21 protein-coding genes and 1 pseudogene are annotated in these 25,302 nt (G+C 72.3%); 8 read left to right on the forward strand and 14 right to left on the reverse strand.

Translation table 11 applies throughout. The features are described from left to right. Positions 1 to 111: 111 nt before the first annotated feature. Positions 112 to 327 (reverse strand): hypothetical protein, encoded by a 216-nt coding sequence (locus ACFZDL_RS25760; protein WP_353592511.1) that lies wholly within the window; start codon positions 325 to 327, stop codon positions 112 to 114. Between the two features lie 155 nt (positions 328 to 482). Continuing rightward, on the reverse strand, positions 483 to 1,145 hold the full coding sequence (gene snpA, locus ACFZDL_RS25765; protein ID WP_353592512.1) for a snapalysin: 663 nt from the start codon (positions 1,143 to 1,145) through the stop codon (positions 483 to 485). A gap of 274 nt (positions 1,146 to 1,419) precedes the next feature. Between snpA and ACFZDL_RS25770 the strand changes: the two genes are divergently transcribed. Beyond that, positions 1,420 to 2,418, forward strand: coding sequence for a LysR family transcriptional regulator (locus ACFZDL_RS25770; RefSeq protein WP_353592513.1), 999 nt, complete (start codon positions 1,420 to 1,422; stop codon positions 2,416 to 2,418). A 30-nt stretch (positions 2,419 to 2,448) separates the two neighbouring features. Here ACFZDL_RS25770 and ACFZDL_RS25775 read toward each other — a convergent pair whose 3' ends face one another. Beyond that, positions 2,449 to 3,429, reverse strand: coding sequence for a zinc-binding dehydrogenase (locus ACFZDL_RS25775; protein ID WP_353592514.1), 981 nt, complete (start codon positions 3,427 to 3,429; stop codon positions 2,449 to 2,451). Positions 3,430 to 3,531: 102 nt separating this feature from the next. Here ACFZDL_RS25775 and ACFZDL_RS25780 point away from each other — a divergent pair, with 102 nt between their 5' ends. Continuing rightward, positions 3,532 to 4,005 carry a MarR family transcriptional regulator gene (locus tag ACFZDL_RS25780; RefSeq protein ID WP_353592515.1) on the forward strand — a complete coding sequence of 158 codons (474 nt, stop codon included), beginning with the start codon at positions 3,532 to 3,534 and terminating at the stop codon, positions 4,003 to 4,005. Between the two features lie 85 nt (positions 4,006 to 4,090). Here ACFZDL_RS25780 and ACFZDL_RS25785 read toward each other — a convergent pair whose 3' ends face one another. Next, the gene (locus ACFZDL_RS25785) at positions 4,091 to 6,610 is read right to left on the reverse strand and encodes a SpoIIE family protein phosphatase (protein ID WP_353592516.1); all 2,520 of its coding nucleotides are present in this window, start codon (positions 6,608 to 6,610) and stop codon (positions 4,091 to 4,093) included. Between the two features lie 161 nt (positions 6,611 to 6,771). After that, positions 6,772 to 8,166 (reverse strand): PLP-dependent aminotransferase family protein, encoded by a 1,395-nt coding sequence (locus tag ACFZDL_RS25790; RefSeq protein WP_353592517.1) that lies wholly within the window; start codon positions 8,164 to 8,166, stop codon positions 6,772 to 6,774. Positions 8,167 to 8,311: 145 nt separating this feature from the next. Here ACFZDL_RS25790 and ACFZDL_RS25795 point away from each other — a divergent pair, with 145 nt between their 5' ends. After that, the gene (locus tag ACFZDL_RS25795; protein WP_353592518.1) at positions 8,312 to 9,697 is read left to right on the forward strand and encodes a pyridoxal-dependent decarboxylase; all 1,386 of its coding nucleotides are present in this window, start codon (positions 8,312 to 8,314) and stop codon (positions 9,695 to 9,697) included. A gap of 131 nt (positions 9,698 to 9,828) precedes the next feature. Here ACFZDL_RS25795 and sodN read toward each other — a convergent pair whose 3' ends face one another. Continuing rightward, positions 9,829 to 10,224 carry a superoxide dismutase, Ni gene (sodN, locus tag ACFZDL_RS25800; protein ID WP_319687053.1) on the reverse strand — a complete coding sequence of 132 codons (396 nt, stop codon included), beginning with the start codon at positions 10,222 to 10,224 and terminating at the stop codon, positions 9,829 to 9,831. A 155-nt stretch (positions 10,225 to 10,379) separates the two neighbouring features. On the opposite strand from sodN, the pseudogene sodX reads away from it, so the two are divergent. Further along, positions 10,380 to 10,691 (forward strand): annotated as a pseudogene (gene sodX / locus ACFZDL_RS25805) (nickel-type superoxide dismutase maturation protease); the annotation flags it as partial. 50 nt (positions 10,692 to 10,741) lie between these two features. Here sodX and ACFZDL_RS25810 read toward each other — a convergent pair. Beyond that, positions 10,742 to 11,416, reverse strand: coding sequence for a CGNR zinc finger domain-containing protein (locus ACFZDL_RS25810; protein ID WP_353592519.1), 675 nt, complete (start codon positions 11,414 to 11,416; stop codon positions 10,742 to 10,744). Between the two features lie 88 nt (positions 11,417 to 11,504). On the opposite strand from ACFZDL_RS25810, the gene ACFZDL_RS25815 reads away from it, so the two are divergent. Further along, on the forward strand, positions 11,505 to 12,293 hold the full coding sequence (locus tag ACFZDL_RS25815) for a class I SAM-dependent methyltransferase (protein ID WP_353592520.1): 789 nt from the start codon (positions 11,505 to 11,507) through the stop codon (positions 12,291 to 12,293). Positions 12,294 to 12,387: 94 nt separating this feature from the next. On the opposite strand, the gene ACFZDL_RS25820 is transcribed toward ACFZDL_RS25815, so the two are convergent. The 3 genes from ACFZDL_RS25820 to ACFZDL_RS25830 are packed head-to-tail and all read right to left on the reverse strand — an operon-like array spanning position 12,388 to position 15,095. Beyond that, entirely contained in the window at positions 12,388 to 13,140 is a 753-nt protein-coding gene (locus tag ACFZDL_RS25820) for an amino acid ABC transporter ATP-binding protein (RefSeq protein ID WP_353592671.1), read from the reverse strand. Positions 13,141 to 13,145: 5 nt separating this feature from the next. Beyond that, positions 13,146 to 14,096 carry an amino acid ABC transporter permease gene (locus tag ACFZDL_RS25825; protein ID WP_353592521.1) on the reverse strand — a complete coding sequence of 317 codons (951 nt, stop codon included), beginning with the start codon at positions 14,094 to 14,096 and terminating at the stop codon, positions 13,146 to 13,148. Positions 14,097 to 14,141: 45 nt separating this feature from the next. After that, positions 14,142 to 15,095, reverse strand: a complete 954-nt coding sequence (locus ACFZDL_RS25830; protein WP_353592522.1) for an ABC transporter substrate-binding protein — start codon at positions 15,093 to 15,095, stop codon at positions 14,142 to 14,144. A 531-nt stretch (positions 15,096 to 15,626) separates the two neighbouring features. On the opposite strand from ACFZDL_RS25830, the gene ACFZDL_RS25835 reads away from it, so the two are divergent. Both ACFZDL_RS25835 and ACFZDL_RS25840 read left to right on the forward strand, forming a co-directional pair. Beyond that, the gene (locus tag ACFZDL_RS25835; RefSeq protein ID WP_353592523.1) at positions 15,627 to 16,859 is read left to right on the forward strand and encodes an NADP-dependent malic enzyme; all 1,233 of its coding nucleotides are present in this window, start codon (positions 15,627 to 15,629) and stop codon (positions 16,857 to 16,859) included. A gap of 435 nt (positions 16,860 to 17,294) precedes the next feature. After that, on the forward strand, positions 17,295 to 18,257 hold the full coding sequence (locus ACFZDL_RS25840) for a zinc-binding dehydrogenase (protein ID WP_353592524.1): 963 nt from the start codon (positions 17,295 to 17,297) through the stop codon (positions 18,255 to 18,257). 18 nt (positions 18,258 to 18,275) lie between these two features. Here the strand turns inward: ACFZDL_RS25840 and ACFZDL_RS25845 are convergent, their stop codons facing one another. The 4 genes from ACFZDL_RS25845 to ACFZDL_RS25860 all read right to left on the reverse strand — a co-directional run bounded on the left by ACFZDL_RS25845 (position 18,276) and on the right by ACFZDL_RS25860 (position 22,134). After that, the gene (locus tag ACFZDL_RS25845) at positions 18,276 to 19,001 is read right to left on the reverse strand and encodes an antibiotic biosynthesis monooxygenase (RefSeq protein ID WP_353592525.1); all 726 of its coding nucleotides are present in this window, start codon (positions 18,999 to 19,001) and stop codon (positions 18,276 to 18,278) included. 120 nt (positions 19,002 to 19,121) lie between these two features. Further along, complete coding sequence (locus ACFZDL_RS25850; protein WP_353592526.1) at positions 19,122 to 20,003, reverse strand: hypothetical protein; 882 nt, start codon at positions 20,001 to 20,003, stop codon at positions 19,122 to 19,124. A 110-nt stretch (positions 20,004 to 20,113) separates the two neighbouring features. Further along, entirely contained in the window at positions 20,114 to 21,178 is a 1,065-nt protein-coding gene (locus ACFZDL_RS25855) for a helix-turn-helix transcriptional regulator (RefSeq protein ID WP_353592527.1), read from the reverse strand. Continuing rightward, the gene (locus ACFZDL_RS25860) at positions 21,178 to 22,134 is read right to left on the reverse strand and encodes a DUF4097 family beta strand repeat-containing protein (RefSeq protein WP_353592528.1); all 957 of its coding nucleotides are present in this window, start codon (positions 22,132 to 22,134) and stop codon (positions 21,178 to 21,180) included. Before ACFZDL_RS25860 ends, ACFZDL_RS25855 begins: the two co-directional genes overlap by 1 nt. A 363-nt stretch (positions 22,135 to 22,497) precedes the next feature. On the opposite strand from ACFZDL_RS25860, the gene ACFZDL_RS25865 reads away from it, so the two are divergent. Continuing rightward, positions 22,498 to 25,296 carry a non-ribosomal peptide synthetase gene (locus ACFZDL_RS25865; protein ID WP_353592529.1) on the forward strand — a complete coding sequence of 933 codons (2,799 nt, stop codon included), beginning with the start codon at positions 22,498 to 22,500 and terminating at the stop codon, positions 25,294 to 25,296. Positions 25,297 to 25,302 lie beyond the last annotated feature (6 nt).

Here is a 25,302-nt window from a genome sequence, read left to right on the forward strand (position 1 = left end):
GGGGCCATGACCAGCCGTGACCGGGGCTGACGGGGGCCTGGCCGGGGCTGACGGAGGCCTCGCCGGGTCCGGGACCGGGACCGGGCCCTGGCCGACCGGGGCCCGGATCGCTCAGGCCCGCCGGTTCCGGCCGCCGGGGCCGATGTGGTGGCCCGGTCGCCGGCGGCCGAGGGCGCGATGGCGCCGCAGGGGGCGTTGTCCGGGCGGGGTGTCGCCGTAGCGGAGCGCGGAGACCCGGCTGCCGTGCTGGGCGTTGAGCCGGTGGATCACCACCACGCCGATGGCGATCAGCGCGGCGATCACGGCCACGGTGACGACGGTCTCCATGGTGCTCACTCTCCGCGGCCGGACCCGGTCTGCGGGAATCCGGCCGGTATGTGCGAAATGCTCTCGGTGCCTTTACCGTACTCCCGGCGGACACCGGACCGCACCCGGCGTGGAACGGGTGCCGGGTGCGGTGCGAGGTGCTGGTGGCGGTGGCCCTATCGGGCGCTCACCTCGAGCGTCTTGCCGATGCCGGCCAGGCCGTTCGCCCACAGCTGGTTGACCCTGCTCCTCTCGGCCGCGTTGGGCTGCGAGTTCTTGCAGGACGTGCCCGGCCCGCCGCCCGACATCAGCTCGCTGCACGGACCCGAGTAGTGGTCCGGCAGTCCGAGCACATGGCCGGTCTCGTGCGCGGTGACACGGGTGGAGTCGTACTGCTGGTTCTGCGCGAAGTCCAGGAAGATGTAGCCGCGGCCGTGGCCGTCCGTGCTCGCGTACGAGCCGCTCGGGTCGTTGCCCTCGCGGTACTCGAAGTCGGCGTTGCTGCCCTCCCTCAGCTGCACATTGCTCACCGCGGAGTTCCAGATCTGGGTGGAGCGCGCTATCACGGACCTGAAGCTCGGGGCCTTGCTGGTGCTGTAGGTGACGGTGACGGCCTGCGTGCCGGGCACCACGCCCCGCTTGGCCAGCACCGACTTGATCACGGCCTGGAGGAAGGCGTCGGTGTCGCCGCGGCTCTCGCCGCTCGCGATGTACGCGGACTTGGTGGTGTGGCTGACGGCGCCACCGTCGGGGGTGGCGGCGGAAGCGGGTACGGCGGACAGGGTCGAGGCCAGGCCGAGGCCCAGCGTGGCCACGAGCGCAGACGTGGAGAATCTCATGTGGGGGGCTCCTCATCGTCCGTCAGGACCCGGCCGGCCGCCGCGGTGTGGGGCGGCGGGCCGAGGCCGTGGGATGAACGCTTGGTGCCCCGAAGTCTTGGTGAGATCCGGCGCTACGCGGAGATATCAACAGGCGATAGCACCATCACATAGCCCCCCGTGTGCCGCGGCGTTTTCGGTCGTCCGCGCCGGCCCCAATTGGGCGCCCGGGATGTGGTGTTCATGGGCATTGAGTGTCTGGTGTGACGTCCTGACCCGCCGTTATGCTCACGCCGTGGAGCTCGAGGTCAGGCACCTTCGCGCACTGTGCGCCATCGCCGACGCCGGCAGCTTACGGAAGGCCGCCCGGCAGCTGGGCATGAGCCAGCCCTCGTTGACGACTCAGCTCAGGCGCATCGAGAACGCCATCGGCGGCCCGCTGTTCTCGCGCGAGCTCACCGGCAGCCGACCGACCCCGCTCGGGCGTTCCGTGCTGTGCCGGGCCCGGCCCATCGTGGCCGAAATGAACGCCCTGGTCACCGAGGCCAGGCAGGAGGCCGGCCGGGCCACCGGCACCCGGCTGCGCGTCGGCAGCACGGGCAGCCAGGCCGTGGCGGGATGGCTGCGCCGCCTTAGGGCCCGCTTCCCCGACGCGGACACCACGATCCACATAGACGTCTGGGCCGACTCGCTGCTGCGGATGGTCGCCGAGAGCCAGCTGGACGTCGCCTTCGTCCACGAGGCCGAGGGCGCCCCGCCGCGCGTCCCCGACGGCGTACGGCGACGCGTCCTCGTCGCCCGCGAGCCCCAGTTCGTCGCCCTCCCCGCCACCCACCCGGCCGCCGCCCGCCCCGTCGTCCCCCTCGCCGACCTCGCCGCCGACCAGTGGATGGTCGACCCCGCCCTGGACGGCCAGGAAGCCACCCTCCGCCGCGCCTTCGCCACGACGGGCCGAAGACCCCGCGTCGTCTACGGCGACTACCCCACCGCCGCCGACCTGGTCGCCTCCGGCGAACTCATCACCCCCTGCCGCCCCACCGCCACCCCCCGCCCCGGCCTCACCATCCGCCCCCTCCGCGACGACCCCCTCACCCTCCGCCTGTCCCTGCTCTCCCACGCCGCCGACCCGCCCGAGGTGGACGCGCTCTTCCACGACCTCAGGGACTCCTATCTGGAGGCGGCCTGGGCGAGCGCGGCGTACCGGCAGTGGCTGCTGCGCAACGGCAACCCCCTGCTGCGCAGCCACGACGGCATGCGCCCCGTCCCGTCCCCGGCCCGTGAGGCCTCGGCGTGAGGCATGGAATTCGTTGTCCGACTCGGGCGCTCAGGCGGCGATGCGGAGGACGCTCTTGCCGCGGGTGGCTCCATCGGCCAGGCGCTGTACGGCCTCGGCGAGGTCGGCCATCTCGTACTCGGCGGTGACATCCGGACGGATTCGCCCGGCGGCCACCGACTGAAGTGCCTCCCGGGCGCTTTCGGCCAGGCGGTCGGGGTGGGTCTGGCTGAGCAGGTTGCTGTTGTACGTCAGCGCGGACTTGCCGCTCATCAGCAGATCGTTGGCGCTGAGCGCGACGGGCTCGAAGGTGGCGAGGTTGCCGTAGATCGCCAGTCGGCCGTGCGGTGCGAGGCGCCGCAGGTTGGTCTCGCGTACCGGCCCGCCGACGGGATCCAGGATCACGTCGAACAGCTCCTGGTCGGGAGCGTCGGGGGCGTCGGGAGCGTCGGTGAACTCCTGGGTGAACTCCTCACGCGTGATCAGCTGGTCGTAGCCGAATCGGGCGGCGTAAGCGGCGCGTTGGGCGTCTTTGACGACGCCGACGATACGGCCGGCGCCGGCGGTTCTGGCGACCTGGGCGGCGAGGCTGCCGACGCCGCCGGCCGCCGCATGGATGAGGACGCTCTCGCCGGGACGCACCCGGCCAACGCTGTGGATCAGGTCGTAGGCGGTGAGGGCGGCCCAGCCGCACCCGGCGGCGGTCCGCAGGTCCGTGCCGAAGGTGTCGAAGCTGAGCGCGGCGGGCGCCACCACCACCTCGGCGTAGGCCCCGCCGCTGGTCAGCGCCGCCACCTGCTGCCCGAGGCGGTCTTCGGCGACGCCCTCGCCGACGGCGACGATGTGCCCGGCCGCCTCGAAGCCGGGCACGAACGGTCGCGGCACGGGAAAGTGGCCGTCGCGCAGGAGGACATCGCCCCACTGGATGCCCGCGTACTGAACGCGGATCGCGACCTCGCCGGGGCCAGGGGCGGGCTGGTCGATGTCGGTGAGGTGGAATCGGTCGTCGGTGTCCAGGACGACAGCCTTCATGGTCACTGCTCCCTGAGGTGAATCAGTATCCTGATACAGAAGACGCTAATGAGTGTCAGCTACCTGAGTCAACCAAGGGTTCTGTGAAAGATGGAGGGCGACGTGACCGAGATCCCGGCCGAGGAGTACCTGTGCACGCGCATCCGCCGTACCGAACAGGCCCTGATGGCCCACCATGAGGCGGTCCTGCGCGGCTACGGCCTCACCATGACGCAGTACACGGTCCTGCTCGCGCTGTCGCGCCAGGAGGACATGTCCGGCGCGCAACTCGCCCGCGCCGCCGGGGTCACCCAGCAGACCATGGCCTCCGTCCTGACCGGTCTGCAAAGAAAGCAGCTCATCGCCCGCCGGCCGTCATCCGTGCACGCCAAGGTGCTGCTCGCCTCCTTGACCGATCAGGGCAATGAAGTGCTCGAGGGCGCCTACGGCGAGGTGATCGTGCTCGAACGCGCCCTCACCGACGCCTTCACCCCGGACGAGCACGCCATGTTGTGCGACCTCCTGGAGCGCGCCACCACGGTGCTCGTCCAGCAGACCCCTCAGGCCGAAGCCCGCGCCACGCGCCCGGGCGGCTGATACGGCTTCGCACGATGCAGCACCACCGCCATGACACGGCTCCACCGCCATGACACGGCTCCACCGCCATGGCGCGGCTCCACCGTCATGACTCGGGCGACGGCAGCGCCTGCTCCGCCCAGATCGTCTTCCCGGTCGCCGAGTGCCGGCTGCCCCAGCGCAGGCTGAGCTGGGCGACCAGCAGCAGCCCGCGCCCGCCCTCGTCGAAGACGCGGGCGCGGCGCAGGTGCGGGGCGGTGTTGCTGCCGTCGGAGACCTCGCAGATCAGGGTGTGGTCGTAGATGAGGCGCAGCTGGATGGGCGAGGTGGCGTGCCGCATGGCGTTGGTGACCAGCTCGCTGACGACCAGTTCGGTGGTGAAGACGGTCTCCTCCAGGCCCCAGGCCATCAGCTGGTCCGTCACGTGCCGGCGGGCCCGGGCCACGAGGGCCGGGTCGTCGGGCACGTCCCAGGTCGCCACCCGCGACGCGTCCAGGCCGCGGGTGCGGGCCAGCAGGAGGGCGACGTCGTCGGAGGCGCCGTGCTCGGGGAGCAGCGTGCGCAGCACGCTGTCGCACCCGGCGTCCAGGGAGGGGGACGGGCGGGTCAGGGCCTCGGTGAGGGCGGTGAGCCCTTCGTCGAGGTCACGGCCCCGGCCGCCGATCAGGCCGTCGGTGTAGAGGGCGAGCACCGCGTCCTCGGGCATCTCGAGCTCGACCGCTTCGAAGGGCAGCCCGCCGACGCCCAGCGGCGGCGCGGCCGGCACCGGGACGGGGCGCGCCGTGCCGTCGGGGGCCACCAGGACCGGTGGCGGATGGCCCGCGCGGGCCAGCGAGCAGCGGCGGGCGACCGGGTCGTACACCGCGTACAGACAGGTGGCCCCGACGTCCCCGGTGGGGGTGAAGTCCTCGGTGGGCGCGACGTCCCCGGCGGGGCTGGGCGCGGCGCCCCCGGCGGACAGGTGGATCACGAGGTCGTCGAGGTGGGTGAGCAGTTCGTCGGGCGGCAGGTCCACGTCGGCCAGGGTGCGCACCGCCGTGCGCAGCCGGCCCATCGTGGCCGAGGCCTGGATGCCGTGGCCGACCACGTCGCCGACGACCAGCGCGACCCGCGCCCCGGACAGCGGGATCACATCGAACCAGTCGCCGCCCACCCCGGCGTACGGCCCGGCGGGCTGGTAGCGGAAGGCGATGTCCAGCGCCGTGGGCCTGGGCAGCGTCTGCGGCAGCAGGCTGCGCTGCAGCGCCAGGGCGGTGTCGCGCTCCCGGGTGAAGCGGCGCGCGTTGTCCAGGCAGACGGCGGCCCGGGCGGTGATCTCCTCGGCGAGCAGCGCGTCGTCCTGGGTGAACGGATCGGGCCGGGTGTGCCGGGAGAAGGTGGCCACTCCGAGGGTGACCCCGCGGGCCCGGATCGGCACCGACATCATCGAGTGGAGGGGGTGGACGCGCAGCATGGCGGCGAGGGCGGGGCTCTCGGCCACCCAGCGCCCGAAGGCGGGGTCGGTCGAGCGGCTGAGGCCGGGACGGCCCGACGCCAGGGACTCGGCCTGCGGGGAGAACCGCGGATAGGTGCCCACCTGCCCCAGCTTCACCACGGACTCCGGGGCGCCGGGGAGGACGGACCGGTGGGCGATCCGGCGCAGCACCACCGGGCCGGAGAGCGGGCCGGGCGGGGGCTCGGCGAACTCCTCGGCCCCCTCGTCCTGGCCCAGCCGCTCCAGCAGATCGACGCTGACGAAGTCGGCCAGGCCCAAGACGCCCACGTCGGCCAGCTCCTGCGCGGTCCGGGTGACGTCGAGCGTGGTGCCGATGCGCACGCTGGACTCGCTGAGCAGCAGCAGCCGCTGCCGGGCGAGGTACTGCTCGGTGATGTCATGGGCGGCCAGGCAGACGCCCCGCACCTCGCCGTCCGGTGTCCTGACCGGGGCGAGGCGGGCGGACCAGGCGTGTGCGTGGGCCTCGGCGCCGACGCGGCGGTGCGTCTCCACCTCGTGCCGCTCGCCGGTGCGCAGCACCTCGGCCATGTGCCGTTCGAGCTCCTCGCTCTCCGGCATCCCGCCGATCTCCGACAGCCGCAGGCCGCGGATGTCGTCCTCGGGCAGGCCGATGACCTGGGTCATCTGATCGTTGATCTTGCGCAGCCGCAGCTTCCTGTCGTAGATCGCCACGGCGCAGGGGGCCTGCTGGGAGGCCAGTACCAGCAGGGTGTAGTCCTCCACCTCCTCGAGCGCCCCGGCCTCCCCGGCGACCCCGGCGTCCGGGAGCGGGGCGACCAGCAGCCAGTCGCCCGGCCCGTCGTCGGCCGCCTCCCCGCGGTGGGCCAGCAGCCTGACCCGTACGGGGCGGCCGTCGCGGTGGCGCAGGGTCAGCGTTCCGCTCCAGCGGGGGAGGGCCGCGACGGCCCGTACGTCGGTGGGGGAGACCTCCTCGGCGAGCAGCGAGGCGGCCCGCCGCCCCACCACCTCCGAGGGAAGGTGGCCGAGCAGCCGCCGGGCCCCCTCGTTCCAGCTGGTCACGACGGCGTCAGCGCTGATCGTGGCCCTGGCCGTGGCCGCCCCGTCGAACGGGTCGTTCCACCGGTCGCCGAGCCCGTCGCCAAAGGGAGGGGAGGTCTCGTGGCCCGTCATCGTCGATCTGTCCACCTTCAGCACGCCTGGCCCCGGCCTCCGAGGGGAGGTCACTAGGGCGCGCAGATCCAGCGTCGTGCACATCCGCCCCCACATCAACCGGGGCGGCCCCGCTCGTCAGGACGCGGCGTACGCGCCTTTGTCGCGGCGTACGCGCCTTGTCAAGGCCCGCACGCCGCGTCCAGGACGGCCGCGACGCGATCGAGGGCGGAGGGCGGCGGCGTGTAGGGCAGCCGCAGGTAGTGGGTGAGGGTGCGGTCGGCCGCGAAGCCCGGGCCGGGGGACACCTCCACCCCCAGCGCACGGGCCCGCTCCGCCACCGCGTCGGCCCGCGCGCCGGTCAGCCGCAGCCACAGGGCCAGCCCTCCGGGCGGGACGGTGAAGCTCCAGCGCTCGTCCCCGGCCAGCAGCCCGGCCAGGTGGTCGCGCTGCCGCCGCAGCTCCGTCCGGCGCCGCAGCAGCACGGGCATCGGGTCGCCCAGCAGCTCGGCTGCCACGAGCTGCTGCATCGGCGACGCGGCCAGCGGCGGGCACAGCGGGGTGCCGCACAGCTCGCCGATCAGGCCGGCCGGCCCCCGGATCCAGCCGATGCGCAGACCGCTCCATACGGTCTTGGCGGCCGAGCCGATCAGCAGGGCACGGGGGATGCGGGGCGGCGCCGCCCGGCTCTCGGCGCCCTCGCGCAGGTCGAGGTCGCGCATCGTCTCGTCCGCCACGACCGTGACCCGGTGGCGTGCGGCGGACTCGGCGACGGCCCGCCGGGTGCGGGGGTCCATGAGCGCGCCGGTCGGATTCTGGAAGTCGGGCACCAGGTAGGCCAGTCCGCCGCGCGCCGCGCGGAACGCGTCGTCGAGCTGGTCGAGGTCCCAGCCGTCGCCGGTGACCCGGCAGCCGGCCAGGCGGGCTCCGGCCCCGCGCAGCAAGGGGAGGGCGCCGACATAGGTGGGGATCTCGACGGCCGCGACGCGCGGGCGCAGATGCGCGACGAGCAGCGCCAGGGCGGCGCGGGCGCCCGCGGTGACCAGGATCTGCTCGGGCCGGGTGGGCAGCCCCTCGTCCGTGTGACGCCGGGCGATCAGCGACCGCAGCTCGGGCAGCCCCGGCCCCGGCTCCCCGTCCTGGGCCAGCACCGGCTCCGCCCGTTCGGCGGCCCGGAGCATGGCCGCCTGAAAGGCCGCTCGGGGCGCGGCGGGCACGGCCTGGCGCAGGTCCATGGCGCCGGCCTCCCCGGTCGCGGAGAGGGGCGCGATGCGCGCGGCGGCCGCGGGAGGCAGCCGTACGGTGCTGGCGCTGCCGTGCCGGGTGTGGACCCACCCGCCGTCCCGCAGCGTCGTCAGCGCCGCGGTCAGGGTGCCGCGGCTGACGCCGAGCGCGGCGGCCAGGCGGCGCTCGGCGGGCAGCCTGCCGCCGGTGCGCAGCCGGCCGTCGAGCACGGCCTCCCGTACGGCCTCGGCCAGCGCGGCGACCAGCGGGGTGCCGGGCCTGCGCCACTCGCCCACCACCCTGACCAGCTGCTCGGCGCTGATACGCGGATCGGTCATACGGACGTCGCTCACTGGTCCAGTTTTCCATGATTGGACCAGGCTTCCCGATCTCCCGCCCGCCTAGGGTCGGCCCGAGCCCCATCGAGCCCCCACCAGCCCCATCGAGCCCCCCATCAAGCCCCTTCGAACTTCCATCGAGACGGAGAACGGAGCCGATATGCACCCTCGACTCGCCCAGGACCTGGCCGATCTGCCCGACGCCCTGGAAGCCACCCGGCTGCTCGCCACGGGTGTGCTCGACGGACTGGAGGAGCGGCCGGCCGTCTCCTCCGTACAGCCGCCCGAGCCCGTACCGCTGCCCGCCGAGGGGGCCGGACTGCGGGCCGCGCTGGCGGAGTTCGCCGAACGCTGGGAGCCGGCCTTCGGAGCGAGCCCCGGGCCGCGCTACCTCGGGTACGTCACCGGTGGCACCACCCCGGCCGCGCTGGCCGGGGACTGGCTGACCGCGGCCCTGGACCAGAACGCCACCCACTCACTGGACGGCACCGGGCAGCACCTGGAGCGTCAGACGGTCGGCTGGCTGCGTGAGCTGTTCGGCCTCGGCCCGGCCCACGAGGGCGCGTTCGTCAGCGGCGCCACGATGTCCAACACGGTCGGTCTGGCGATCGCCCGCGAGTGGCTGGGGGAGCGCCGGGGCGTCTCGGCCGCCGAGGACGGGGCGGCGGCGCTGGGGCCGGTGCGCGTGCTGTCCGGCAGCCCGCACTCCAGCGTCGCCAAGGCCCTGTCCATGCTCGGCCTCGGCCGTGGCGCGCTGGTCCCGGTGGCGACCCTGCCCGGGCGGGAGGCGGTCGACCCGGCCGCGCTGGAGGAGGCGCTGGAGCGGGCCGACGGCCCGTGCGTGGTCGTCGCGAACGCGGGCACCGTCAACACCGTCGACTTCGACGACCTGCGGGCCGTCGCCGCCCTGAAGGAGCGCCACGACTTCTGGCTCCACGTGGACGCCGCCTTCGGCGCCTTCGCCGCGCTCTCCCCGCGCCACGCCCACCTCGTGGCCGGCCTGGACGCGGCCGACTCGGTCTGCGTGGACCTGCACAAGTGGCTGAACGTGCCGTACGACAGCGCCGTCCAGTTCACCCGCCGCCGCGACCTGCAGGCCCGCGTCTTCCAGAACGCGGCCGCCTACCTCGGCCCGCTCGGCGCGACCCCCGACCTGGTCCACCTCACCCCCGAGAACTCCCGCCGCCTGCGCGCCCTCGCCGCCTGGTTCGCGCTACGGGCCTACGGCCGGGAGGGGCACCGCGACATCGTCGAGCGCTGCACGGACTGCGCCCACGCCTTGGGCGAGGCCGTCGACGCCACCCCGGGGCTGCGGCTCCTCGCGCCCGTCCGGCTGAACGTCGTCTGCTTCACCCTGGCCGAGGCCCCGACGGCCGAACGGCTCGCCGCCTTCGCCGAGTCGCTGACCGACGAGGTCTTCCTCACCCCGACCGTCTACGCGGGCGTCCCCGCGCTGCGCGCGGCCTTCAGCAACTGGCGCACCAGCGGGGCCGATGTGCGCCGCGTCGCCCGGCGCCTCGCGGAGGCGGCCCGGACCGGGTCGTAGGCCCAAAGACGGTCCTGATCCCAGCTGGAACGGGACGGGCCGGCGCAAACCAAAACCGCACCCGGCCCGTGACGGTCGCCGGGTTCGGCGGCCTGCGGACCGAGTGCGGCCAGGAAGGGCGCGATGCGGGATCAGGCCTTCTTGGTCTCCCAGAAGATCTTGTCGATCTGGGCGATGTAGTCCAGGGCCTTCTGGCCCGTCGCCGGGTCAGTGGAGCCCTTGGCGGCGCTGAGGGCCTTGAGGGCGTCGTTGACCAGCTGGTGCAGGTCCGGGTACTTCTCGAAGTGCGGCGGCTTGAAGTAGTCGCTCCACAGCACCGAGATGTGGTGCTTGGCGAGCTCCGCGCGCTGCTCCTTGATGACGGTGGCGCGAGCCCGGAAGTGCGGGTCCTCGTTGGCCTGGTACTTCTCCTGGATGGCCTTGACGGACTCGGCCTCGATACGGGCCTGGGCCGGGTCGTACACGCCGCAGGGCAGGTCGCAGTGCGCGCTGACCTTGACCTTCGGGGCGAACAGGCGGGAGAGCATAGAGCTGTCCTTCCTTAGTGATCGTCTTCTCAGGTGCGAGATTACTCCGTGGGGGAAGGCTTTTCTCGGGTGCCCCGGGGGGCTTAGGTCAAAAGTCCGGTGGCAGCCTGAGATGCCTGCGATGCTGAATGTGGAGAGTGACCGGAGGAGCCGTGATGCGAGAGCAGCTGCACGATCGCGGGCAGGAGCAGGACCGCGAGCGCGGTGGGCTGCTGCGGATCGGGCTCGCCGAGGTGTACAACCCGTCGATGGTGCCGACGCTGAACCCCGGTGACCAGTTGGTCGTCCGGTACGGCGCGGCCGTCCGCGCGGGCGATGTGGTGGTGCTGCGGCATCCGTTCCGGCAGGACCTGCTGATCGTCAAGCGCGCGGTGGAGCGGCGTGACGGCGGCTGGTGGGTCATGGGGGACAACCCGTATGTGGAGAACGACAGCCGGGAGTTCGGCGTGGTGCCGGACGACCTGCTGGTGGCCCGGGTCTGGATGCGGCTGCGGCCGCTGCCGGCCGCGGGGTCGGGTCAGCGGTCGCTGACCGGGATGGTCTCGTGGGCGGTGTCCGCGGTGCGGCCGGTGAGGCCGCTGCGGTCCGCGCGGTCGCTGTTCGGCTGGCGCGGGGCGCTGTCGGAGCGCTCGGCGTCCAGGCGTTTGCGGGCGCGGTAGGCGGCGACGTTGGCGCGGGTGGCGCAGCGGTCGGAGCAGTAGCGCCGGGATCGATTTGTCGATGTGTCGAGATAGGCGTTGCGACAGGGCGGCGCCTCGCAGATGCCGAGGCGGTCGACGCCCAGCTCGGTGAGGTGGAAGGCGAGCCCCATGGAGGCGGTCGCGGCATAGCCGGCGCCCGCGTTGGCCGCGTAGTCGGCGATGTGCATGTGCCAGGCGGGGCGGCCGTCCTCGTCCCGCTGCTCGTGCCCGGAGATCTGCGGGCTGACCGGGAACTCGATCAGCAGCGCGTTCAGCAGGTCCACGGCCAGCACCTCGTCCCCGCCCGCCGCCGCCTCGAAGACGGCGCGCAGCCGGGCGCGCACCGACCTCAGCCGGGTGACATCGGCGTCCGTGGCGCGCCGCGCCGCCTGCTGGCCGGCCCCGAAGAGCTCGCGCACGGCTTCGACCGAGGTGAGGGTGTCGGTGCCGCGCGCGGGCTCCTCGCTGTTGACCAGGCGCACGGCGAGATCCGAGTAATAAGCCAGTTCCACTTGTGGTCCTTACGAGGGCGGGTCTAAGGTCGGTAATGGCTGATCTGGGTACGAGGGTATTACGACCGAGAGGCGGGGAGAGCGTTCGATGGTGGACACCGTCGCCGCGCCGAACTGGCGCGCATGGCAGCAGAGCTGGGACCGACAGCAGGAGTGGTATCTCCCCGACCGCGAGGAGCGGTTCCGGGTGATGCTGGACGCGGTGGAGGCGCTGGTCGGCCCGGAGCCGCGAATCCTGGACCTGGCCTGCGGCACCGGCAGCATCACGGACCGGGCGCTGCGCCGGTTCCCCGGCGCGACCAGTACGGGCGTGGACCTGGACCCGGCGCTGCTGACCATCGCGCGCGGCCACTTCGCGGCGGACCACCGGGTCCGGTTCATCACGGCGGATCTGCGCGACCCCGAGTGGACGGCGAAGCTGCCGCACCGCTCGTACGACGCGGTGCTCACCGCCACCGCGCTGCACTGGCTGGACGGCGACGCGCTGCGCGCGCTGTACGGGCGGCTGGCCGGGGTGGTGCGGGACGGCGGGGTGTTCCTCAACGCCGACCACATGCCGGGGCAGGACACGCCGCGGATCGACGCCGCGGTGCGCGCGTTCGAGCACGGCCGGCGGGAGCGGGCCAGGACCGAGGGCGCGCAGGACTGGGCCGACTGGTGGCAGGAGGCGGCCGCGGACGCGGTGCTCGGCGCGCCCACGGCCGAGCGGTTCAAGATCTTCGGCAACCCGGCCGACGGACCCGACCACGCGAGCGGCGTGGCCGAGGCGTTCCAGTCCGCCGGCTGGCATGCCAAGACGCTGCGTGAGGTGGGGTTCGGCGAGGCGCGGACCGTGTGGTGCTCCCCCTCGGACGCGATGGTGCTCGCGCTGAAGTAGGCGCGGCGGGGCACAGGCGCACGACGGGCGGTACGGGCCGGAGCGGGCCCGTCCCGCCCGTCGTGCGCCGCGAGACAGCTTCGCGGGACCTTCTCTACAGGACCTTGGACAGGAACGACTTCGTCCGCTCGTGCCGCGGGTTGGTGAGCACCTCGCGCGGGTGCCCGGACTCCACGACCACCCCGTCGTCCATGAACACGATCGAGTCCCCGACCTCGCGGGCGAAGCCCATCTCGTGGGTCACCACGACCATGGTCATGCCGTCCTCCGCCAGCCCGCGCATCACGTCCAGCACATCGCCGACCAGCTCGGGGTCGAGCGCGGAGGTGGGCTCGTCGAAGAGCATCAGCTTCGGCTCCATGGCCAGCGCCCGGGCGATGGCCACGCGCTGCTGCTGGCCGCCGGAGAGCTGGGAGGGGTAGTTGCCCGCCTTGTCGGAGAGCCCCACCCGGTCCAGCAGCTTCAGCGCGCGCTCCCGCGCGACCGCCTTCGTCTCGCGCTTGACCTGGACCGGCGCCTCCATGACGTTCTCCACCGCGGTCATGTGCGGGAAGAGGTTGAAGCGCTGGAAGACCATGCCGATGTCCCGGCGCTTCTCGGCGACCTCACGGTCCTTGAGCTCGTAGAGCTTGTCGCCCTTCTGCCGGTAGCCGACCAACTCGCCGTCCACGTACAGCCGACCGGAGTTGATCTTCTCCAGGTGGTTGATACAGCGCAGGAAAGTGGACTTCCCGGAGCCGGACGGGCCGATCAGACAGAAGACCTCGCGGGGCGCGACCTCCAGGTCGATGCCCTTGAGGACCTGTACGGCGCCGAAGGACTTGTGGACGCCCTCGGCCTTCACCATGGCGGTCATGACGTGCCCACACCTCCTGCGGAGCGGTTGGAGAAGGAGAGGAGATTGACCCGGATGCGCTGCAGCGGGGTCATGGGCAGGCTCCGGCTCGAGCCGCGGGCGTAGTACCGCTCCAGGTAGTACTGGCCCACGCTCAGGACGGAGGTGAGGATGAGATACCAGGCGGCGGCCAGGAACAGCATCTCCGCGGCGGCGCCGGAAGTCTGGCCGATCTCCTGTGCGGCCTGCAGCAGGTCGAAGTACTGCACCGCGATGACCAGCGAGGTGGTCTTGAGCATGTTGATGAACTCGTTGCCGGTCGGCGGCACGATCACCCGCATCGCCTGCGGCAGCACGATCCGGCGCAGCGTCTTGGCGTGGCTCATGCCCAGCGCGTGGGCCGCCTCGGTCTGGCCCTCGTCGACCGCCTGGATGCCCGCGCGGCAGATCTCCGCCATGTACGCGGCCTCGTTCAGGCCGAGCCCGAGCAGGGCCGCCAGGAACGGGGTCATGAAGTCCGACCACTCGTCCTGATAGATCGGACCGAGGTTGATGTAGTCGAAGATCAGCCCGAGGTTGAACCAGAGCAGCAGTTGCACATAGACCGGGGTGCCGCGGAAGAACCAGATGTAGCCCCAGGCGATGGCGGCGGTCACCGGGTTCTTGGACAGCCGCATCACCGCGAGGATGATGCCGAGGACCACGCCGAGCGCCATGGCCGCGATCGTGATCCAGGCGGTCTTGCCGACGCCCGTGAGGATCTGGTCGTCGAAGAAGTTGTCCGGGATGGCGCCCCAGTTCACCTTGCCCTGGGAGAAGGCGTACACAATCGACGCCAGGAAGGCGATGACGACGACCGCGGTGACCCAGCGCCCGTAGTGGCGCACCGGGACGGCTTTGATGGTCTCCGGAGCGGGTGGGGGCGGTGGGGCGTCCTGAGGACCCACCTTGTCGATCTCAACAGTCACGGAAAGAGCCTTTCAGCGGGGACGAGTGAACGAGGGGAGGCCGGATCACTTGCCGCCGTTGACGATGGCCTTGAGGACCGCGCCGTCCTGGACGCCCCACTTGGCGATGATCTTGTCGTATTCGCCGTTCGCGATGATGAAGGCGAGCGCCTGCCGGAGCGCGTCGCGCAGCTCGGTGTTGTCCTTGGAGACGGCGATGCCGTACGGGGCGGCTTCCACCTGCTCGCCGACGATCTGGAAGTCATTGCCGCCGCCGGAGGTCTTCACGGCGTAGGCGGCGACCGGGAAGTCGCTGGCACCGGCGTCGCCCCCGCCGCCGCGCAGCCGGGTCTGGGCCTCGGTGTCGTTGCCGAAGGCCTCGATGGAGATCTTGCCCTTCTTCTTCTCCTGGCAGGTCTTGGACTGGGCCTTGGCCAGGTCGTGCGAGACGGTGGCGCGCTGGACGACGATCTGCTTGCCGCACAGGTCGTCCCAGGTCTTGATCCCCTGGTCGTCGCCCTTCCTGGTGTAGATCGACACGCCCGCCGTGAAGTAGTCGACGAAGTCGACGCCCGGACCGACCTTCTTGCCGTTGTCCGGGTTGATGCCGTCCTGGCGTCCCTTGTTGTCGGTCATGGCCGACATGGCGATGTCGTACCGCTTGGCGCGCAGACCGGTCAGCAGGGTGTCGAACCCGGCGGTGTTGAACTCGAACTTCACGCCGAGGACCTTGCCCATCGCGGCGGCGAGGTCCGGGTCCAGGCCGATGACCTGGCCGTTTTTCTTGAACTCCACCGGCGGGTAGTTGGTGTCCGAGCCGACCTTGATCACACCCGCGCTCTGGATCTTCTTCGGCAGCAGGCTGTAGAGCGGCGCCGTGTTGGCCCCTCTGGTGGTGTTCGTCTTGTCCCTCTGGTCGCCGCAGCCCGTCAGGAGCAGGGCACCGGTGACCGCTATCGCGCCGACGACGGCCGCCTTGGGCTTCCTGCCGGTCCGTCGGCGCGTGATGCTGGCGGTCATGCTCGCTCCTCCTGCGGGGTGAGAGGGTCTCCGAATGGGGCGGAACACGTTTGTGGGTGTCGCGACCCTGTGTGATTGGGGCATCTTGCCACCGGACTGGCTCGATCAGACGTCCAGCCATGTCAAAATCGGGTAACGGGCGACCCCCGTGGTGCACAGGGGCGGAAACGCCGGGCCGCAAGACCGCGGCCAATGAGCGGAACGAGACGTTTATCACGTTTCATCACATAGGGAAACGTCTCGAGTGTTGGACGTTCGAGAGTGATTCAATCGCTTTCGCGGGTAACGCGAGGTAATCGAACACCACACACACGGCCGCGGCAGGAAATCGCTCGTCCCCGGAAGAGTCCTTCCGGTAGAACGGGCGGCTACACCCCTACCCGGGGCTCAGGGCGCGTGTGCGGCGCGCCCGGCGTTCGTATCTGGCTCCAAGTGGCGGACATCCGCCCGGTGGAGCCCGGACGCGGTGCCCGCCCGCTCCTCAACCAGGGGCGGCTACCCTCACTAGAAATACGACAAAGGGGTCAAATAGTGGCAGCGGAGATCGCGAATCCTCGCAGCGACAGCACGAACGGAAGCGCCGGAGACGCGGAGGGTGTCGCGGACGGCGAGCCCTTCGATCCGGCTTTCGCGCTCCACCGGGGCGGCAAGATGGCCGTCGAGGCGACGGTGCCGGTGCGGAACAAGGAAGACCTGTCCCTCGCCTACACGCCGGGCGTCGCGAAGGTCTGCAGCGCCATCGCCGAAAAGCCCGAACTGGTGCATGAGTACACCTGGAAGTCCCAGGTCGTCGCGGTCGTCACGGACGGCAGCGCGGTGCTCGGGCTCGGCGACATCGGCCCGGAGGCCTCCCTGCCGGTGATGGAGGGCAAGGCCATCCTCTTCAAGCAGTTCGGCGGCGTCGACGCGGTGCCGATCGCCCTCGACTGCCGGGAGGTGGACGAGATCGTGGAGACCGTCGCCCGGTTCGCCCCCTCCTTCGGCGGCGTGAACCTGGAGGACATCTCCGCCCCGCGCTGCTTCGAGATCGAGCGCAAGCTCCAGGAGCGCGTCGACATCCCGATCTTCCACGACGACCAGCACGGCACCGCCGTCGTCACCCTCGCCGCGCTGCGCAACGCGGCCAAGCTGACCGACCGCTCCCTCGGCCAGCTGCGCGCCGTGATCTCCGGCGCGGGCGCCGCCGGGGTCGCCATCGCCAGGATCCTGGTCGAGGCGGGGATCGGCGATGTCGCGGTCTGTGACCGCAAGGGCATCGTGTCCGCCGACCGCGAGGACCTGACCGACGTCAAGCGGGAGCTGGCCGGCTTCACCAACAAGGCCGGGCTGACCGGCCCCATGGAGGCCGCGCTGGACGGCGCGGACGTCTTCATCGGGGTCAGCGGCGGCACGGTCCCCGAGCAGGCGGTCGCGAAGATGGCGCCCGGCTGCTTCATCTTCGCGATGGCCAACCCGACCCCGGAGATCCACCCGGACGTCGCCCACAAGTACGCCGCCGTGGTCGCCACCGGCCGCAGCGACTTCCCCAACCAGATCAACAACGTGCTGGCCTTCCCCGGCATCTTCGCCGGCGCGCTGCAGGTCCGGGCCTCCCGGATCACCGAGGGCATGAAGCTCGCCGCGGCCGAGGCGCTGGCCGCCGTGGTGGCCGACGAGCTGAGCGCCGACAAGGTCATCCCCTCGCCGTTCGACGAGCGGGTCGCCCCGGCCGTGACCTCCGCCGTCGCGGCGGCGGCGCGCGCGGAGGGCGTGGCGCGCCGCTGACGCCCCGCGGGGCGCGCACCGTATGACGCGGCCGGGCCGCCGCCTCCACGCGAGGCGGCGGCCCGGCCGTCGTACGGCCCCGGGGCCCCGCGGCCCTGGGTGGCGGGCGGCCCCCGCCACTCGCCCGCTGCGGGGGCGCGGGGGTCGAGCACGGTGCTCCAGCACGCGCGCGGCGGCTCGTCGCGTCAGCGCGCGCGGTCGGCGCGGGGCCGCTGCGGGCGGATCTCGACGACCGCCGTCGCCCAAGCCGGCCGCGCGGGCAGCCGTGCCGGCCGGCGGCGCCCGGCTCGTAGCGGTCGCGATGCGGCCGGCCGCGAAGTACAGGGCCGGCTGGCGGGCGGCCCGGCCGTCGTACGGCCCCTCGCGGGGCCGCGCGGCGCGTGTCACATCGGGGCGTGGTTCCGCCGCCGGGCCGCCGGGCCTATCGTCGGGATCATGTTCGCTGCCTACGCCGCACGTATCGACCGCGACCAGCCGCTGAACGGCCTCGAACTGGGCGAGCGCCCCGAGCCCGAGGCGCGCCCCGGATGGTCCACCGTCACCGTCAAGGCGGCCTCGCTCAACCACCATGACCTGTGGTCGCTGCGCGGCGTCGGCCTCGGCGAGGAATCGCTCCCGATGATCCTCGGCTGTGACGCGGCCGGGATCGACGAGGACGGCAACGAGGTCGTCCTCCACTCGGTCATCGGCCAGAGCGGGCACGGCGTCGGCCCCCGCGAGCCCCGCTCCATCCTCACCGAGCGCTACCAGGGCACTTTCGCGGAGAAGGTCACCGTCCCCACCTGGAATCTGCTGCCCAAGCCCCAGGAGCTCTCCTTCGAGGAGGCCGCCTGCCTGCCGACGGCCTGGCTGACCGCCTACCGCATGCTCTTCACCAACGCGGGCGTGCGCCCCGGCGACAGCGTCCTGGTCCAGGGCGCGGGCGGCGGCGTGGCCACCGCGGCGATCGTGCTGGGCGCGGCGGCCGGGCTGCGGGTCCTGGCCACCAGCCGGGACGAGGCCAAGCGCAAGCGCGCGGTCGACCTGGGGGCCGAGGGCGCGTACGAGCCGGGGGAGCGGCTGCCGCGGCGCGTGGACGCGGTGATCGAGACGGTGGGCGCGGCCACCTGGTCGCATTCGGTCAAGTCCCTCAAGCCCGGTGGCACGCTCGTCATCTCGGGCGCGACCAGCGGGCCCAGCCCCAAGTCCGCGGAGCTCAACCGGATCTTCTTCCTGGAGCTGAAGGTCGTCGGCTCCACGATGGGCAGCAAGGAGGAGCTGGAGGACCTGCTGAGCTTCTGCGCGGCGCGCGGCGTGCGGCCGGTCATCGACTCGGTGCTGCCGCTGGACCGGGCCCGCGAGGGGTTCGAGAAGATGGCGGGCGGGGATCTCTTCGGCAAGGTCGTGTTGACGGTCTGACGGCCGCCGCGGACCGCTTTACGGCCGTACGAAGCTTCGCTCGAAGCGGTAGCGCTTGATCGTGCTGCCCCTGAAACCCGGGAACTGACGGATCCGCTCCCACTGAGGGGTCACCGAGCCGACGCCCGGGGCGGCTGACGCGATGGCCGCGTCGTACGCCTCCTCGCTGGTCCACTGGGCGTAGTTGAGCGCCCGGGTGCGGTCGCCGGCCAGATGGCGGGCGCCGTCGACGATCAGGTGGAAGTCGGCGGAGATGAGGTCGGGGCTCGGGTCGGGGTCCGTCTCCAGCGCCTCGATGACCAGGTCGATCCACTGCTGCCGCAGGTCCGGGTGGTCGAAGTCGAGCTCGATGACGGCGATGCACCCGGGCACTCGCGGATCGTTCTCCGTTCGGGTGTCGAAGCCGCGGTAGCGGCGGTAGTTGGCGATGCCGTTGCGCTTGATCCCCGGAACGGCGGCGTCGATCTGGTCGACCCGCTCCTGGCGCTGGGTGCGGACGAACGCGTGGTACGCCTCCTCGCTCGTCCACTGGGCGTGGTGCATCAGCGTCTCGCCGTCCATTCCCACATAGACGTTCTGCGACAGCAGCTCCGGGCTCGGCCAGGGGCGGGAGTCCCAGGCGGCGGCGAAGGCGTCCGCTGTCGCCCGCTGCCGCTCGGGCGTGCCGACGCTCCAGGTGGAGAACAGGGCGGCGCCGACGTCGGGGCGCGTGAGGTCGGGGAGGGGGTTGGGGGCGCCGGACATGGGGGCTCCTTCAGGGTCGCGGACGGGGCTGACGGGGGCTGCTTCGCCTCCGTCAGCCCCCGCCCGCGATCCTGATACCTCAACCGCGGTTGAGGTCAAGGGCGTTCACCAGGCGTACCGCTACGCGTACGCGACCTGGACCGAGGCGATGCCCAGCGTGCTCTGGGCGGGCAGCATGCCCGTCTCGAACACCGCCGCGAGCAGCGGATGCACCAGTTCCGCCAGGCGCTCGGCCCGCTCGGCGCCCAGCGCGCGCCAGGGCGCCGCGGCCAGTTCGTCCGTCTGCCGCTCGATCGCGTCGCGGCCCTGACGGCCGCGCTCGGTGGCGTTCCCGTCCGCGTCGAGCCAGCCGCGCTCGGCCAGCCGGCCGGCCGCGGCGCTCCACTCCGCCGCGGTCCAGCCGCGGCCGTCGAAGTTCTCCTTCGGGGCGGCACCGACCCCCGCGAAGGACACCAGCGCCTCGCACGGGTCGAGACCGGCGGTGAGCAGCGCGGCCAGGTGGCCGTCACCGCGGTGCTCCCGGAGCACGGTGATGGCCTGCCACAGGGCCAGATGCGGCTCGTCGGACCAGCCGAGGTCGCGGTTGGCGGCGGCGAGGGGGCGGGCGGCCAGGGGCGCGGCCTCGGCCGCCCCCTTGGCCAGCGCCGCGGCCTCGGCGATGTCCTGCCCGCCAACCCGGTCGCCGAGCAGCGCGCGGAACGTACGGTCGACCGCGCGCAGCCGCGCCGCCACCACCGCCTCGGGGGTCGCGGTCGACCAGACGGCGGGGACGTACTCGGCTATCGTGCGCGGGCTGAAGCTGTAGAAGGTGGCCGTCACCAGCTCGGGGCCCACCGCGCCCAGCGGGGCGGCCCGCCAGGCGAAGTAGCTGGGCCAGCGGGACTTGACGTCATAGCCGAGCGCCGCGGCCTCCTCGTACGCCTGCGGGGCGAAGTAGAGGCTGGCGTGCACCGGTTCCAGTTGGTGCCACATGCGGCGGGCGAGGGCTTGGTACTGCGTCACTTTTACCTCTTCGGATGCTTCGGATGGGACTCGGGCGAGAACCTGGCGAGGCGGCGGAAGTGGGGGGAAGCCGAGGGCGAAGGATAGCCAGCGCATGGGGAGGGCGGGGCCTATTCCTTCACCTGCCCCCGCAGCAGTGCCGTGATCTGCGCCGCGGTCGCCGCGAGCCGCCGCCGGGCCTCGGTTGCGTGGGCGGCGCTCACGCCGTGGTCGCGGGCCGTGTCGCGGATGTCGTCGCGGAAGCGGTCCAGGAGCCGGTCCAGATCGCGGGCGGGGTCGCCGGACGGGGTGAAGTCCCGGGCCCACTCCGGCTCGTGCCCGGCCGCTTCCGGCTTGTGCTCGGCCGCCGCCTTGGGTGCGCCCTCCTTGGGCTTGTGCCCCGCCGCCTCGGGCGCGTCCGCGCGCTCGACGACGAACTCCGGTTCGGCGTGGACCGCGGCCCCCGCGCCCTGCCGTGAGATACGCCCTATGCCGCGCGACACCTCGGCCAGCCCCTCGCGCATGGCGCTCTGCCAGTCGCCCGTCCTCAGGTGTTCCTGGGTTTGCTCCTGGAGCCGCCGGGCCATCCGCTGGACCTCCTCGCGCGCGAAGTCCTGGGCGTCCTTCGCCTGCTGCCGGGCGCGCTGGGCGTCCTGCCGGGCGCGGCGGCTCTCCTCCTTGGCCCGGCGCGCCTGCTCCTTCCACTCGTCCTTGGCGCGCCGCATCTCCTCCTTCGCCAGCCGCCACGCCTCCTTGTCCCCCCACGGGCCCTCCCACGACCCGCGCTTCCCACTCTTCGTGTCCGATGTACGGGCCTGCTGGGCCGCCTCCCGCATCTCGCGCCGCAGATCGCTGGCGGAGCCGCGTACGTCCTCCCGGATCTCGGCGGCGAGCTCGGCGACGGACTCGCGGATCTCGACCTCCAGGTCGGCCAGCTCGCCGCCGCGGTCGGCCAGTTCGGCACGGCCCGCGTCGGTGATGGAGTAGACCTTGCGGCCCCCCTCGGTGGCGTGGGTGACCAGCCCCTCGGCCTCCAGCTTGGCCAGGCGCGGGTACACGGTGCCGGCGGAGGGCGCGTACAGGCCCTGGAAGCGCTCCTCCAGCAGCCGGATGACCTCGTAGCCGTGGCGCGGCGCCTCGTCGAGCAGCTTGAGGAGGTAGAGCCGCAGCCGGCCGTGGGCGAATACGGGGGGCATCAGAGGACCTTTCCTTCGGGGCGGTCAGGGCCTTGCGCCGGGCCGGGTGACGGGGGCGTCGGCGGGTCCGCGGGGGCGTCGGCGGGGGCGTCGGCGGGCGGGCCCACGGGGGCGTCCATGGGCGCGTCCTCCTCGGTGGGCGGGCGGCGCAGCAGCGCTATCGCGCCCGAGACGGTGGTGGCCTTGAGCCGGCCCCTGCCCCCGCCGAGCCGGCCGGAGACCCGCTTGGCCCCCCACTGGCCGGTGACCCGCAGATCCTCGAAGGCGTTGGAGACGGCCCCGCTCGCGGTGTGTGCCTCGACCTCGGCGTCGGCGGGGTGCGGCAGCCGGATCGCGATCTCGCCGGACACGGTGTTGAGGGCGATGTCCGCGCCGCCCGGGGTGGCCGTGGGGGCGAGGTCGAGCACGATGTCGCCGCTGACGGTGTCCGCGCGGACGGACTCGCCGGAGCCCTCGATGACGGTCAGGTCGCCGTTGACGGAGCTGAAGCGCAGCCGCCCGGTGACGGCCTGGGCCTCGACCCGCCCCGAGACGGTGTCGGCGTGGACCGGGCCGGTCAGCCCGAGCAGGGTGATGTCGCCGGAGACGCCGTGGACGTCGGTGCGGCCGGTGAGCCCCGAGACGACGGCTCCGGCGCCGACCGCGACGACCGAGGCGCTGGTGCCGGTGGGCACGGCGAGGGTGAGATGGACGGTGCGGTTCCAGACCTTGAGGGCGGCCCACTTGCGCCAGCCCTTCCATGTGACGTCGTCGTAGCCGACCAGCAGCGCGCCGTCCTCGTGGGTGACGGTCAGCGGCGGGCCGTCGAGCTCCGCGAGCTCCAGGCGGGTGGGGCCGGTGTCGGTCCCGACGACGTTGACGGTGCCGCCCAGGACGCGCACCTGGAGGGTGGACACGAGGTCGTCGAAGGTGAGCTTCTGCGGTTCGGTCAACGACCACTTCGACTGGGCTGACATCCCTGGCCTCCCCTGGCTGGGCGCTGGCGGGACCCCTGGCCGGATCCCGTGCAGGACGCGACCGCAACATATCGCGTCTTCTGCTAGACACGATATATCGCGGATTGGCGGAGTCAAGCGGTGACCCCGAGCGCGCCGGGGGGTGGGGCGGCCGGGGTCGGGGCGGCCGGTGGCGGGGTGGCCGGGGTCGGGGTGGCCGGGGGCGGGGTGGCTGGTGGCGGGGTGGCCGATTCGAGGCGGGCGGCGGGCCGGCCGGGATTCGCTAGAGCCCCGCTAGAGCCTGACTGGAGAGTCATGGAGTGCGAATGTTCGAGGCTGTTACCTTCAGGGCCTCGGAATCGGGGGGGAAGGGTCAAATGGGTCATGCCGACACAGTCCTTGAAATACTCAACGCCCAAAGACGCCCAGGAACTGCGTTCTGTGGCCCAGCTGCTGGTCAGGGCAGCGGCGGAGTACCCCTGTTCGGGGGTAGGTTACTTGCCCGGCGGCGCGGAGGGCGAATCCATACGCCAGCCCTATTCCGAACTTCTGGATTCCGCGCTCCGATTGCTCACCGGCCTGCGGTCCCGCGGGCTGAGGATCGGCGACAAAGTCGCGCTGCTGCTGGATGACCAGCGGGAATTCCTCTCCGTTTTCTGGGCCGCTCTGCTGGGCGGGTTCGTCCCCTGCCCCATGGTGCCGGTGCCGGGCGACCCCGCCCGCTGGGCAGCGCAACTCGCCCATGTCGACCGGCTGCTCGACCGCCCGCTGCTGGTCACCACCGAGACGATGCGCGCCGAGCTGCCCGAGGTGCCCGGGCTCGCCGTGGCGCCCGTGGAAGGGCTCGGCGGCGGTGAGCCGGCGCCGGACATCCACCAGGCCGCTCCGGAAGACCTCGCCCTGCTGGTGCTCACTTCCGGTTCCACCGGAAATTCCAAAGCCGTGATGCTCTCCCATGGAAACCTTCTGGCATCCATGGCGGGGAAAGCGGACAAGCAGCGGCTCACCGCTGCCGACACCACCTTCAACTGGATTTCCTACGACCATGTAGCGGCGCTTCTCGAAGCACATATGCTGCCGCTTTACGTGGGGGCGAACCAATTGCACGCCCCGGCCTCGGTCATCCTCGAGGAGCCGCAGCGGTTCCTGCGCATCATCTCCCGCCACAAGGTGACGATGACCTTCACCCCGAATTTCCTCCTCGGGCCGCTCAACTCAGCGGCACATGAATTCGCCGAGGAGGCCGCGTCGGGCGGGGAAGGCCTTGACCTGAGCGGGCTGCGCCACATCGTGAGCGGCGGCGAGGCCAACGTGGTGGCCACCGGAGAGGCGTTTCTCGCCAACTACGCCCCGTATGGCCTGCGGCGGTCCGCGCTGTGGCCCGCCTTCGGGATGACCGAGACCTGCGCCGGCAGCATCTACAACCGCGACTTCCCGGTCGCCGACGCGGGCCAGGAGTTCGCCAACCTCGGCACGCCCGTCAAGGCGCTGACCATCCGGGTGGCCGACGACGAGCATCGCGCCCTGCCCGCGGGCGAGGTGGGGGAGCTGCAGCTCAGCGGCCCGATGATCACGACGGGCTACTACAACGACAAGGAGGCCACCCGGGAGGCCTTCACCCCCGACGGCTGGTTCCGCAGCGGCGACCTGGGCCGTATCGACGACGGCCGGCTCACCCTCGTCGGGCGCAGCAAGGACAGCATCATCGTCAATGGCGTCAACTACTTCAGCCATGAGATGGAGGCCGCGCTCGAGCAGCTGGACGGCGTGGCCGGCGGCTATGTCGCGGCCTTCCCGACCCGGCGGCCGGGCAGCGACACCGAGCAGCTGGTGATCGCGGTCAGCCCCGAGGCGGCGGAGGACGACGAGGCGGGCCTGTACCGGCTGCTGACCGCCGTGCGCTCCACCGTGGTGATGCACTGGGGGTTCAGGCCCTCCCTCATCCTGCCGCTGCCCAAGGAGGCGTTCCCCAAGACCAGCCTGGGCAAGACGCTGCGCCGGCGGATGCGTACGCGCCTGGAGTCCGGCGGCTTCGACGACGTCATCGCGCGCGTCGCCGAGCTGACCACCCGCAGGCTCGGCGGGTACACCGCGCCCGACGGCGAGACCGAGCGGGTGCTCGCCGAGATCTACGCCGAGATGTTCGAGCTGGCCCCCGACGAGGTCAGCGTCACCGCGAGCTTCTTCGACCTGGGCGGGACCTCGCTGGACATCCTGCGGCTGCGGCGCCAGGTGGCCCGCCGCCTCGGCGTCGCGGACCTGCCGATCATCACCGTGCTCACCGCCCCCTCGGTGCGGCAGCTCGCCGCCAGGCTCGACGAGGGCGGCGCGCCCGCCGCCCGGGCGTACGACCCGGTCGTCCCGCTGCAGCCCAGTGGCGACAAGACGCCGCTGTTCTGTGTGCACCCGGGCGTCGGCGAGGTCCTGGTCTTCGTCAACCTCGCCAAGTACTTCGTCGGCGACCGGCCCTTCTACGCCCTGCGCGCCCGGGGGTTCAACGAGGGCGAGCGGCCCTTCGAGAGCTTCGAGGAGATGGTCACCACCTATGTCGAGGCCATCCGCGCCACCCAGCCCCACGGCCCGTACGCCGTCGCCGGCTACTCGTACGGCGGCGCCGTGGCCTTCGAGATCGCCAAGGAGCTGGAGGCCCAGGGCGAGCGCGTCGACTTCGTCGGGAGCTTCAACCTGCCCCCGCACATCAAGTACCGCATGGACGAGCTGGACTTCGTCGAGACCGCGGCCAACCTGGCCTTCTTCCTCGACCTGATCAACAAGAAGCAGTCCCTCGACCTCCCCGGGCAGCTGCGCGGGCTGCCCAAGGAGGAGCAGCTGGCGCACTTCCTCACCATCGCCCCGCCGGACCGGCTGGCCGAACTCGACCTGGACCTCGACAAGTTCACCGCCTGGGCCGAGCTCGCCAACGGGCTCACCGACCTCGGCCGCAGCTACACACCCACCGGCACCACCCGGTCGATGACGGTCTTCTACGCCATCCCGCTGCGCGGCACCAAGGAGGACTGGCTCAACCATGAGCTGCGCAGGTGGGACGAGCACACCACCGAGGCCAACCGCTATGTCGACGTGCCCGGCGAGCACTACACCCTGATGGGGCCCCAGCACGTCGCGACCTTCCAGGCCATCCTGCGCAGGGAGCTCGACCGCGCGCTGGGCGACGGCGAGTGACGAGCG

The sequence above is a fragment of the Streptomyces sp. NPDC007917 genome, from assembly GCF_042959105.1.
Lineage (GTDB): Bacteria > Actinomycetota > Actinomycetes > Streptomycetales > Streptomycetaceae > Streptomyces.